Origin of the sequence: Capnocytophaga sp. oral taxon 329 str. F0087, assembly GCF_000213295.2 — a bacterium.
Classification (GTDB): Bacteria; Bacteroidota; Bacteroidia; order Flavobacteriales; family Flavobacteriaceae; genus Capnocytophaga; species Capnocytophaga leadbetteri_A.
Genome location: NZ_KN390026.1, coordinates 1 through 11915, shown reverse-complemented (window position 1 = coordinate 11915; position 11915 = coordinate 1). Strand labels below are relative to the sequence as shown.

Genomic DNA, 11915 nt, shown 5'->3' with positions numbered 1-11915 from the left:
TATAAACATCTGTTCGGGTAAGCTCTAAGCCTTCTGGGTTTAGCTTACTTATGCTTTGGTATAGGATATCTCCATCGCTGTTGTAAGCGGTTGTTTTTACTTCGTCGGCAGTGCGAGTAACGTAGATTTTTCTGGCCGCCTGTTCGTCCTCGTCATCATCAGAAGGAGTTAAGCGAACGGCTTCGGTATAATAGCCTTTTTCATTAAAAATATACAACATTGAATCGGAGGCTTTGGTTTTCTCTTCAAAAAACACTCTATCGACATTGCCGTAGTAATAGGTTAGCTCGAGCATTTGTTTTACCTTGCCGTGCAATTGGTTGTCGTCTAAATCTGTAAGAGGCTTAATACGTGTTTGGCAGCCTACAATGGCTATTAAGGTGGTTAAGATGATTAGTGCTTTTCTCATAGTTTGTTAGGGTTTGCTTTGTGTTGTTGATAATTTATTTGCTAGCCAGCTTACGTAGAACAACTGAAAGCTGTGGTATAGCATTATGGGTAAGAGAAACATTACTTTATTATCGTCAGGAATGCCTAATACCATCATAAACAAGCTGCCGTGTACTAATGATTTTTTAGAGCCGCAGAAGGTAGTAGTGATAGTGTCTTCGCGGTTGAAGCCCAAACGCTTAGCTGCCCAGCTTAATACGTGATAGACAATGAAGAACAGTCCTACTGATGCCCCTGCGATAATAAGAAACGTTACGGCTGGTACGCTGCTGAACACTTGATTTACAAAGGCAGTAGAAAAGCTCTCATAAACGATTAGTAAGATGATAAGTCGGTCGAACTTGCCAATGAGTTTTCCGTAACGGGTGATGAACTTTCGGCATAAGGGGTTTAGAAGCAAGCCTAATACGATAGGCAAGAGTACTTTTAGCAATAGTTGTTGGATGATAGAGGCTTGGTCGACTGTAGCGTTGCTGCTGTTATCCATGAAGGGGTGCATTAGCATAGGGGTGGCAAAGATGCCGATAAGTCCTGATATAGAGGCGTTGAAGATAGCTGAGGGTACATTGCCTTTAGCGATAGAGACCATCACCACTGATGATGATACTGTAGAGGGTAGGCAAGAGAGGAAGTATATGGAAAACCATAGCAGGTAGAAAGTAGTGTCTTTGGCTAGCGGATAGAAAGCAATGACCAAAAGCGGGAAAAGCACAAAGGTAGCCAGCTGCACTAGTAGGTGTAGTTTCCAGTTTTTGATGTCGTTTACCACCTCGCGGATATTGAGTTTAAGCCCATAGAGGAGGAAGATAATCACTATGCCCCAATCAATAAAAGTACCTAAATTGAAGTAAGCGTTATAGCTTTCGCGATAGGGGATTAGTTTGCCCAATAGTACCATTAGTACTAAGAGCCAAAGGAAGGCGTTTTTACTAAAAATCTTGCTCATTTTCTTTTATATTACTAACCATTAGTTGTTTATTGTGATTTAATAGCGCAAAAATATAAAAAACTTTTGAAGGAACTATAAAAAAATCAGAGAAAGAAGCAGAAGGGTGTGTATGATTGTGGGAACCCTTCTGCTATTCTCTGAAATATCGCCCGACTTTCTGAGGAGAATAGAATAGATGAAAGAGAATGAAAGTCGGGACTTTAAGAAAAGCAAATATCTTGTGTATTTTCGGGGGCAAAGATAAGCATTTTACCCCCCCCTATACGTTAAAGCTATGTTAAATTTTAACGCAATACTGTTAATTTTTTTGATAGCTGTCTAAAAAATGTACTACTTGTTGTTGCCGTGTGTGTAAGTCGCCTTTGAGGATAATATAACTAATGTGGTGTAGGTCAAGCATTTGTTGGAAGAAAGCAAATACCTCATCGCGCTCGTTGGGTTTATCGCGTAGGTCATCGGCTACCCAAGGCACATCGATGTAGGTTAGGAAGATAAAATCGTAATGGTGAGAGAGGGCTGCCTGCTCTATACGTGGGTCGCAATAACCGTAGTACAGATAAGAGTAAATCATCAGCTCCAGCAGACAGGTGTCGCAGAAGAGGAAGCGATGGGCTTGAGCAGCGAGCTCGTTTTCGGTGCGCATCTGTCCTTCGGCTATGGGTAGCACATCGTCAGGGGTGCAAGTAAGTCGGTGCTCGTCCCATTTGCGTTGCAGATAGGTGCGCATATACTCCTCTACATATAGGGTATGGTAGTGCTGCGCCAATAGCGCGCTTAGGGTAGTTTTGCCTGTGCTTTCAGGGCCTATAAAAGCTACTTTTGTGAGGGGGCTGGGGTGTTGCGTAAGTGTCGTTTCCATTCTATATAACCCATAATAGCAATGATGGTGAATAAAAGGTATTGGAATGAAGTAAAGAGCATTCCTTTTTTGAGGTATAGGGGTACAGAGATAAAGTCGCCTACAATCCAGAAAATCCAGTTTTCGATTTTGCGTTTTGCCATTAGCCACATACCTACTAAGAAGATAGCGGTGGTGAATACATCAACGTATTCGGTAGGTAAGAAGTGCTCAAAACCTAAAGCTACGCCTTCCATAGAGAAGTTGTTTTGTATAAAAGGCTTGAGGTAATAGACTGTAGTAACGAAAGTGAGGCTGAAGAGCCCTAAGCCGGCACAGATATACCAATCGCGAGAAGTAGTGCGACTGATAGTAATAACATTGTTATGAGCGTTTTTAGCCCATAGTACCCATCCGTAGATACTCATTGCGGTATAATAAGCATTGATAAGCATATCGCCCCACAGCACATAGTGCCAAAGCAGATAGACAAAGAGTACAGTGCTGATGATACCCGTAGGGTACACCCATATATTCCCTTTTTTAGCAAACCAAACGCTTAAGAAGCCGAAAAAGACTCCGATAATTTCTAAGACTACCAAGTGAGTTTCTACCCCTTGGTATTGAGCAAATAAATCAGTCATCGGTAGTTAGTTAAGAGAAAGGAACGTAGTCGTGGCGGTCAGACTTTACTATTTTCACGTACATAAGTCCGTGTTCTACCAAATCAAGAGCTTCTTCTATTTCGGTAGTGAGGAGGCTCATCACTTGGGTGTAATCGCCGTAGATTTGCGTGCTTAGCGGATTTTCTTTGATAATAAGTCCTGAGGCACGTAGTTTTCTGATGAAGTGCTGAATAGGTTTTTCAAAATCGTCTTGCAACGGACTAAAGGTTAGTTCTACAGATATTTTCATAATGGTTATTAGTTTTTAGTGTTTACGAGGTGCAAATGTAATAACTTTTTCTTAAAGCACAAGGAACTCTTTAATAATTTACTACTACATTTAGGCGTTTGGCTAATAGCTTCTGTAGTTGTAAGTAGCTCTTTACGGTTTCTAAGAGCTCTCGTTTCTCCTCTTCTTCTGCTGAAGCAAATTGCGCTTGTATCTCCTGAATAAGGTGGCGCACTAATAGCGTGCGAATGTTTAAGATGATATCGCTTACCATTGCGTTGATGTGTGCATCTTTGTCTTTAGCGATGATGTCACGCCGCTCCCAATCGTCTAAATGGCGGTTTTCATCTTCCATTATTAGGTCTGATACTTTTTCTGATAGCTCGACAGGCAGTTCGTTAGCTATTCTATCTATGTTGTACTCAGGGTCTTCGTTTAGCTTCTGCATCAGCAGCTGGTATATTTGCTTAAAATCGGGATTGGCAAGCTCTATTTCGTCTTCTTGCAGTTCTAAGAATATTTTCTCGTATACCTTTAGGGTTTGCTGCACTTGCTTTTCCTTTAGGTTGCCTTCTTCGTCTTGTTCGAGTATGGTATCGATAAACTCACACTCGCGATTAGCGTATAGCAACAGCGTTTTGATAAGGTCGTGCTCAAGGGTTTCGAGTTTGTTGATGCCGCGTTGCTCTACGGCTTCGGGCGTTCTGCTTACCTGCATAGTAGGCTGCTTGCGCTCTACTTTTTGCCCTTCGTACAGGTCTTTTTTGAGCATTTGCGAAAGGGTACTAAAGAGCACCTCTTCCGAAATGTCCATTATCACAGCACACTCGCGCACATACACTTCGCGTTTGATAGCATCGGGTATTTTGGCGATGCTGTTTATCATATCGCGTATGGTTTCGGCTTTTTTGATAGGGTCGTCTTGCGCCTCTTGCATCAGTAGAGAGGCTTTGAAGCGGATAAAGTCGGTAGCGTGGTCTTGCAGATATATCACAAGGTCTTCGTAGGCGGTCTTGCGCGCAAAGCTATCAGGGTCTTCGCCATCGGGGAAGGTGCAGACCTTTACGTTCATACCTTGCTCAAGGATAAGGTCTATCCCGCGAATAGAAGCGCGCAAACCTGCCGCATCGCCATCGTATAACACCGTGATGTTGGGGGTTAGGCGGTGTATAAGCCTTATTTGGTCGGGGGTAAGGGCAGTACCGCTCGAGGCTACCACGTTTTCAATGCCTTTCTGGTGTAGCTGTATCACATCGGTATATCCCTCTACAAGGTAGCAGTTATCAGCCTTGGCAATCGCCTGCTTGGCAAAGAAAATACCATACAGCACTTTGCTCTTGTGATAAATATCACTCTCGGGCGAGTTGAGGTATTTGGCCTGTTTCTTGTCGTTAGTAAGAATGCGCCCCCCAAAGCCGAGCACACGCCCGCTCATAGAGTGTATGGGGAACATCACCCTGCCTTTGAAGCGGTCGAACTTGCGGTCGCCATTAACAATTGTAAGTCCCGTTTTCTCTAAATAAGGCAGTTGATAACCTTTGGCAAGGGCAGCATCAGTAAAGGCTGTCCATTCATCAGGCGAAAAGCCCAAACAGAACTTTTTGATAGTATCATCGGTAAAGCCGCGCTCTTTGAAATAAGAAAGTCCGATGGCTTTGCCAGCCTCAGTGTTGAGCAGCGAGTCTTGAAAAAACTGCTGTGCGTACTCCGACACTATGTAGAGGCTTTCGCGCTCATCGGCTTTCTCTTTTTCTTCTGTAGATGGTTGGCTTTCTTCAATCTCTATGTGATATTTCTTAGCCAGATAGCGAATGGCTTCGGGGTAGGTAAAATGCTCGTGCTCCATTAAGAAAGCGATAGCATTACCCCCCTTGCCACTGCTGAAGTCTTTCCAAATCTGCTTCACTGGCGAGACCATAAAGCTCGGCGTCCGTTCGTTAGAAAACGGACTTAAGCCTTTGTAGTTAGAGCCGGCGCGTTTGAGCTGTACAAAGTCGCCGATGACCTCTTCTACTCGCATCTGATCATATACTTTATCGATAGTGTTTTTGGTAATCACGTTTGTTTTTGACTAAGAAAGTTAGGCAAAAGTACTATTTTATGTTGAGATACACAAAATTTACTTATCCATACGCACAATACGAGGCTGAAAGCGCCCTATTACCTCTACCAAATCTCTTTGCGATTGCATTACCGTTTCGATGTTTTTATATGCCATAGGGGCTTCTTCGGCATTGCCCCCAATAAGGGTAATATCTTTGGCTTTGAGGGCTTTTTTAATATCTGAACTGGTAAAGCGATTTCTACTCTCATTGCGCGAGAAGGCACGCCCAGCCCCGTGTGAGGCTGAACTAAAACTCTCAGCATTGCCCTTGCCGCGCACTATATAGCCAGCATCGGTCATCGAGGCAGGGATAATGCCCAATACCCCCTCGCCAGCAGGAGTCGCCCCTTTGCGGTGCACTACCACCTCCTTGCCGTTATGAATTTCTTTCCACGCAAAGTTATGATGGTTCTCAATACGCGCTCTTAGTCGCCCGCCTACCGCGCGAATAAGTCGGCGGTGAATGTCATCGTGACAAGCCGAAGCGTAATCGCCTGCAAGGTTCATAGCCGTCCAATACTCTAACCCTAAGTGAGTGCTGAGGTCGAGCCACGCAAACTGCTGTGCTTCTTTGGGTAGCGGACATTGTTCGGCTGCCACGCGCACGTAATATTGCGCTATCTCCGCCCCGAACCCGCGCGACCCGCTATGCGAAAGGATTCCCAAGTACTTGCCTTTAGGTAGCCCTATTTGTGGGTCGTCTTCTAAAAGCTCTACCTCGCCAAACTCCACAAAGTGGTTGCCACTGCCCGAAGTACCCATCTGCTTGATTGCCTTATCTTTCAAACGTTTGAGGATAGGGATAAGCGAAAAAGTATCGCGGTCGAAAATCTCGTGTTCTACGTGCGATTTGTGGGTTTCGTACATACCAAACTTCGTATGCTCGGCAAGGGCTTTCTCGTACTTATCGCGTGCCCCTGAGAGGTACGACACAGGGATATCCAAGATACTAAGGCACATACGGCAACCGATGTCCAAGCCCACCCCATAAGGAATGACCGCATTCTCTACCGCCAGCACGCCCCCAATGGGCAAACCATAGCCACTATGGGCATCGGGCATCAGGGCACCGCCAACCGAAATAGGGAGTTTCAGAGCCGTATAGAGTTGCGTTTTTGCCTCTTCGGTGATGTCCTCGCCAAAGATGTGATAAGGCGCGCGCAAGCTATTGAGCTGTCGTTTTTCGGTTTTAGTAGACGAAAGCAACGCTTCGGCTATCTGCCCGAAAGTAAGGTGACCTTCGTACTGTGCAGGATTTTTTAGAATATCCTCAAGTACCGACTTTACATACGCTAAGTTTTTAGTAGCGTAATTGCGTTTCATCACTTCCAACGCTACATTAATAGATTGATTATTCGGGAAACCTAACTTGAGTAGGTCTTTCCCTTTAAGTTTTAAATTTGCCATAATAATTTGTTGATTTGCTAATGCCCCCGTTCCCCCGAAGGGGGCAATAAAGTAATTGATTAACAGAGTAATCAAGTGGAGTATTGCACTCATTAGCTAATTTTCAAATCTGCTAATTTTTCTCTCCATTTTGGATAATCAAAGACAAAAATGTATTGCTCCCCTACTTCTTTCTCTAAGAGTTCTGCCGAAACAAGTACGCGGTTTACAAATATGTACTCACTTACGGCATCTTTGAAATCGGATTCTGGAGGGTAATTGTCATTGAAAATCTCTTGATACAAGTGATTGAGTTCCTCTAATTCTTCTTTTAGATATGGATTGATATCCAAATCCGCAATTTCCACATTGCGAGGGGTAGGATTCTTCACGTTTTCCTCTATCCAAATAGGGGAACAAAAGAACTCAAATTGGTATTTAAATTCAAACTTTTTCATAGGATTAATTTGTCAATTTACTAATATACCAATGGGCAACGACTGACTTGAACTTCTTTCTTTTCCTTTTATCGGGGATACCTGTATCGCTGTTCCATCGCTGTACGAATTTCTCAAAAGAATCGTAGGCTATTATATAGGGCGAAGGCTCTGGTAGGGATTTTTTAGGAATGGCAGTACCTATCCGCTCCAAACGTTCGGCAAAGAGCAACAAGGCTTTATGACTTACCCTACGCACATCACTGAGCACTTTCTTCTCACCATCTCCCATCAGCTGAAGGCGCGCCTCCATTAGCGATTCCATCGTTGGCTTTTCAGTGCTTTTATACAATAGTTCCACGAAAGTATAATGTCCGTCGCCCTCATAGTTATCAGTCCTCAATAGCCATACCGCACCATACTGACCTCCCAACAAGGGTACGCTCAGCACTTCATAAGGCACAAAAAGGAAATCGGTTACCTTTTGCCAATGTTCGCGTGCAGGCACTGCTGTATTGGCAGTGGCAAGGCGAGAGAGCAGTCGTACTACTTGCTGTTGTCGCTTTGCATAGCTCATCTGAGGGGTATCAGTACCAAACTGCTGTAGCCACTTTTTAGAAACTCCTTTTTGTACCAACTGTTGCAGAGGAGCTACCTCCTCGGGGCGCAACCACCCATACTGCCACAAAATAGCAAGGCGAAGGGTCAAAAATATTTCCTTCTCCAAAGCAGTGCGCACTGCTTCCTTGCGAAAAGTGTCTATAAGGGAGCGTATTTCGGCTTCTGTAGCGCCGTAGTGATAAGCATCTTCTACTATGCTATCCAACTCATTAGCGAGATCGCTTTCAAAAATATGAACGCCGTGAATAAGGTTGTTTTTCATTGCGAATTAATTTGTCAATTGATAATGAGACAAGCAGTGCATTATTTTAGCGATGTTATAAGCATCGTCTTTGCCTCGGTGGTGGGTTCCTACAAGGGGTATCTTCAGGTAGTTCAGTGCCTGATGCATTCCCAATCGCTTGGGGTGCTGGGTTACCTCTTGGAAGAGTTCCTTTACATTGATATGCTCATTGCGCATTGGGTAAGGTAGTTTCCTAAGTGCACATTGCTTTTGGAGCATATTTTTATCGTAATTCCCATAACTCGCCCAAGTGTACTGATAGGCTTGGTACTCCCTTTTAAGGATTTGCAAGGCTTTTTCAAAACTTACGCCTTCCCGCGCTACCAGTTCGGGGGTAATGGTGGTAAGTTGAGTACAAAAAGGACTGATTTTGGAATGCGTAGGCTTTACCAAAATACCTCTGTTATCGCTAATCTCACCTGTAAGGGTATCAAGCAGGCAAATGCCTATTTCTATAATTTCGCTGACTTCTCCTTTTGGGGGTATTCCCTCCCAACAAGTCGCTTCTAAGTCTATAATAATGATTTTGTTTGTCATTGTTTTAATTCTTTAATGTGGAAAAGTATAAGTGCCACGGAGTTCATCTATCCACATCACTTCTCCTTCTTCAAAATAAATTTCTACTTCCAAAGGGAATTCACTATCCTCTCTATCCCAATTGGTAAAAGCTCCTACATAAACAATGTTTTTAGAGGTTTTACACTGACTGGGGATAGCTACAAACTCAAAATCAAGCTCAAAATGGTGTTCATTCTTTCGCTCCAGTTCTCCTTTGTTAACTAGCTCTTCGTAAAAGTCCCGCAATTGCTCTTTGAGTTGTTCCTGATAGGAATTGTGATAAAAGAACTGTTCAAAGACAACTTCTTGCTTAGGCGAAAAGAAACCTGCTTCTCCTGCTTCATTATATATCCATATAGGCAGTGTTACACCCAAACTCGGAATCAATATATCGCTAATCGTAGAGGATATATCCTCTTCTTTTTCAAAAATAATTGTTCTGATCATATTGCTTTTAGTTTTTACTCAACTTCGCCAAAGGTCGTAGCGACACAATCATTTGCTAATCGACAAATCGACTCATCGGCAAATCGACTCATCGGCAAATCGACTAATTTTCTTTTTAGCCGCAGCACGTTCCTTCTTATAACTCTTTTCTACATAAGTGCTTTTGAAGTCAGAGCCATTAAAGGTGCGAACAGGGTTGCCCCGCTGCACTTGGGTGTGATTATTCCAATGGTTTTGCGCTTGCTCGGCAAGTTGCTGAAGCTCTATTTCGGCGAGCTTTTCCCTCAGACGGTTGAGGGCGAGCTTCTTATTGTCGAGTTGCGAACGCGAATCTTGTGCAAATACGCTGACACCAGTAGGCAGGTGAGTGGCGCGTACTGCCGAATTGACCTTGTTCACATTCTGTCCGCCATTGCCTTGCGAACGAGTGGTTTGGAACTGTACATCGCGCTCCGAAAAAGACTGACGTTGCAGTTGGTCGAGCTCGAAAACGCCTATATACCAATTGCTACGCTGGTGGAATTTGCGAAAGGTACTCTTGCCCACCCAACAAACCGTGCCGAGCCAACTTTTTAGGAAAGCCGATAGCTCCTTGCCTTTAAGTTGCACAGTAACTGATTTTATAGTCAGATTAGCGTCGCCTTCCTCTCGGCTGACGATAGTATAGTCAATGCCTTTTTGGGTAGCCTCTTGCAAAAAGACTTTCAGCACTTTGGCTACCACCCATTGGCATTCTAAAGGACCACGCCCTGCAGTGATTTGTATGATTTTTTCTTCCATTTTTTCTTTTGTTTTTTGTAAATCGAACGAGTCCGGTGGGGCGGACTGGTCGGATAAGGTTAAAGATTGACTTCTAAAAGTATATCTGCGATTTCCATTGCTGAGGTGTGATACTTAAGGGCTGCAATTTCTTTCAGCGGGGTGCGTTTGTACTTTTCCTTAGGCGTATAGCGCTTTTGGAATTGATTCCACGAATAACTGCCTCCATAGATTTTGCTATGGATAATCCCCCAGTTCTTATGGTTATCTATGATTTTATCAAGCTCGGCGAGTTCTTGCTCTATGGCTATATCTACCGGACGGTAATGCGTAATCATATTAGGCTTTACACGCAACTCAAAACGCCACGCCTCGGTAAACTCGTAATAGATTTCAAAACGGTCTTTTTGGCGATTGAAACACTCTATTTTTGCAAAATAGGCACGTTCTTTTTGGGTAAATTTTCCTTTTTCAAGAGCTCTTTCCCATTCCCATTGACTAAAAGCGTACAATTCTTGTTTGCGAGCTATATAGACACGCTTGCCACGACGCTTTTTCTTCTTCTGGAACTTGCGTGTATCGGCATATTGATAGGTGTTGATTTTCTCCAAAAGTGTCGCGAAAAAGTCGGCTTGCTTGCCTTGTCGCACATCTTCCCTCAGTACAAAGAAACGCACATAGCCCTTTTGGTAGGGTTTTTCGAGTGGCACAAGCGGCAGTTCACGGCGTTGTTTAAAGAGTACTTTTTGGCGTTTGATACATTCGCGCAAATACTTCTCGTGGTCTTCTCGAGCAATGAGCTTGCGAGAACGCAAATTGCGGAGGCGACCACCTCCTTCGGGAGTAATATATAGATTTCCCATTTTTCAATTAACAATTGACAATTAATAATTAACAAATTGCTTCGGGAAAATCTCCCTCTCCTTGGGAGAAGCCAGCGAGGGCTCACAGCTGGGTATGTGGTAAGGGGGAGAGGATACAAAAAAGCCCGAAGCGGGTGCTTCGGGCTCTTCTATATTTTATACTATTATTCTAATCAAGCGGATACGCCACGAAGCGTTACCTTGTGCAAAGGTAATACAGATGCGATATGTAACTTGATGTAGGTCATTTCTTCGTGTGTATTTATCAGGTTAAACAATGATTTGTTCGTAATTCGGCGGCAAAGGTACTACTATTTTCTCAATTAGCAAGAAAAAAAGAAGAATTATTTTTTTAAATAGTGTTGTTCCCTAAATAGTTAAACATAAATTTATAAGCTATATTTCTGTTGGCTTGTTCTGAAAGTTCTTTTATAAGCTTATCTTTTTCGGCATTGGTTAGTTTTTTTTTAGCTTCTTTTTTAGCGGGTTTAGCTGTTTTTGTAATTAATGTCTGCATAGTATTTTAGTTTTTATGGTTACAAAGGTAATAATAAAATCTGAACAAACAAAGCTTAACGATAAAAAACTCACACTTCAATACCCCTTTGCCCCTCTGCTACATAGCCTGTAGCCAAACGGTATTTAAACATAAATGCCGTGAGAAACGGATACAATTCACTGGGTATTGTTAGGGTAGTGCGCTGCGAGTGCTCTATGAGCACCGTTATATTGTTGTATTTGTCTTTTGAAATAGCACTGACGTTCGTAATGCTGGTTACCGGTACTTCAATGATATGCGTTAGCTTAAAGAAGTATAGCTTCTCTTGGCACAACACAAATGGCGGCAAGAGGTATAACAATCTCGATACCTGTTTCACCTTTTCCAAATAGGCAAAATCTTCTTCGCTCATTTCTGCCAAAAGCAGTTGTTGCGCTTGCGTAGTCCTGTTGATAGTGTAGTATAAATAATAGAAAATTATTAGCAAATAGGGGACAAATGTGGTAATAGACGTTACCAATATATAACCAAAAAGCAAGTAGGGTACGCTATCCATTTGGCGTATCACCTCAAAATCGACGCACAGCCCAATAAACAGAAAAGGGATTAACGAAAAGACAATCACTACAGTTGTAAATAGATACTTCAGAATTCTCTTCCGCTTAGTTAGGTATAGTTGTCGCGCCTCAGGTAGGGGAGAAGGAGGGCAATAGCTCTCTAAACGCTTTTCAAAATCGTTTTGATGGGTTTTCAAATACCATTTAAGAGCGTAAAATACGCCTGCTGCTACGGTGAGTTCTGCAATAAAATAGAAAATCTGCTCCATA

At 43.1% G+C, this 11915-nt stretch carries 14 protein-coding genes and 1 pseudogene; all 15 read right to left on the bottom strand.

Annotation, left to right across the window (positions count from 1 at the left end; all coding sequences use genetic code 11):
* Window positions 1-409: pseudogene (locus HMPREF9074_RS12415) on the bottom strand (hypothetical protein); the annotation flags it as partial.
* Between the two features lie 6 nt (window positions 410-415).
* On the bottom strand, window positions 416-1396 hold the full coding sequence (locus tag HMPREF9074_RS08995) for a bile acid:sodium symporter family protein (RefSeq protein ID WP_009390156.1): 981 nt from the start codon (window positions 1394-1396) through the stop codon (window positions 416-418).
* A 301-nt stretch (window positions 1397-1697) separates the two neighbouring features.
* The gene (locus HMPREF9074_RS08990) at window positions 1698-2258 is read right to left on the bottom strand and encodes an AAA family ATPase (protein WP_034540344.1); all 561 of its coding nucleotides are present in this window, start codon (window positions 2256-2258) and stop codon (window positions 1698-1700) included.
* Entirely contained in the window at window positions 2213-2881 is a 669-nt protein-coding gene (pnuC, locus tag HMPREF9074_RS08985) for a nicotinamide riboside transporter PnuC (RefSeq protein WP_009390159.1), read from the bottom strand. Before pnuC ends, HMPREF9074_RS08990 begins: the two co-directional genes overlap by 46 nt.
* A gap of 10 nt (window positions 2882-2891) precedes the next feature.
* Window positions 2892-3152 carry a YkoF family thiamine/hydroxymethylpyrimidine-binding protein gene (locus HMPREF9074_RS08980; protein WP_009390161.1) on the bottom strand — a complete coding sequence of 87 codons (261 nt, stop codon included), beginning with the start codon at window positions 3150-3152 and terminating at the stop codon, window positions 2892-2894.
* Between the two features lie 70 nt (window positions 3153-3222).
* Entirely contained in the window at window positions 3223-5190 is a 1968-nt protein-coding gene (gene dnaG, locus HMPREF9074_RS08975) for a DNA primase (protein ID WP_009390162.1), read from the bottom strand.
* Between the two features lie 60 nt (window positions 5191-5250).
* The gene (locus HMPREF9074_RS08970; protein WP_034540350.1) at window positions 5251-6642 is read right to left on the bottom strand and encodes an RtcB family protein; all 1392 of its coding nucleotides are present in this window, start codon (window positions 6640-6642) and stop codon (window positions 5251-5253) included.
* A 92-nt stretch (window positions 6643-6734) separates the two neighbouring features.
* A complete protein-coding gene (locus HMPREF9074_RS08965) occupies window positions 6735-7079 on the bottom strand; it encodes a hypothetical protein (RefSeq protein WP_009390165.1) in 345 nt (114 codons plus the stop codon).
* A gap of 4 nt (window positions 7080-7083) precedes the next feature.
* Entirely contained in the window at window positions 7084-7941 is an 858-nt protein-coding gene (locus HMPREF9074_RS08960) for a hypothetical protein (RefSeq protein WP_009390166.1), read from the bottom strand.
* A 6-nt stretch (window positions 7942-7947) separates the two neighbouring features.
* Window positions 7948-8499: a 3'-5' exonuclease gene (locus HMPREF9074_RS08955; RefSeq protein ID WP_009390168.1), complete on the bottom strand. Its 552-nt coding sequence runs from the start codon at window positions 8497-8499 to the stop codon at window positions 7948-7950.
* Between the two features lie 12 nt (window positions 8500-8511).
* On the bottom strand, window positions 8512-8967 hold the full coding sequence (locus HMPREF9074_RS08950; RefSeq protein WP_009390170.1) for a hypothetical protein: 456 nt from the start codon (window positions 8965-8967) through the stop codon (window positions 8512-8514).
* Between the two features lie 72 nt (window positions 8968-9039).
* On the bottom strand, window positions 9040-9747 hold the full coding sequence (gene prfH / locus HMPREF9074_RS08945; protein ID WP_009390172.1) for a peptide chain release factor H: 708 nt from the start codon (window positions 9745-9747) through the stop codon (window positions 9040-9042).
* A gap of 59 nt (window positions 9748-9806) precedes the next feature.
* On the bottom strand, window positions 9807-10589 hold the full coding sequence (locus HMPREF9074_RS08940; protein ID WP_009390174.1) for a hypothetical protein: 783 nt from the start codon (window positions 10587-10589) through the stop codon (window positions 9807-9809).
* 352 nt (window positions 10590-10941) lie between these two features.
* Window positions 10942-11106: a hypothetical protein gene (locus tag HMPREF9074_RS12165; protein WP_009390176.1), complete on the bottom strand. Its 165-nt coding sequence runs from the start codon at window positions 11104-11106 to the stop codon at window positions 10942-10944.
* Window positions 11107-11176: 70 nt separating this feature from the next.
* Window positions 11177-11915: hypothetical protein (locus HMPREF9074_RS12410; RefSeq protein WP_009390178.1), on the bottom strand; the 739-nt coding region annotated here is incomplete at its 5' end.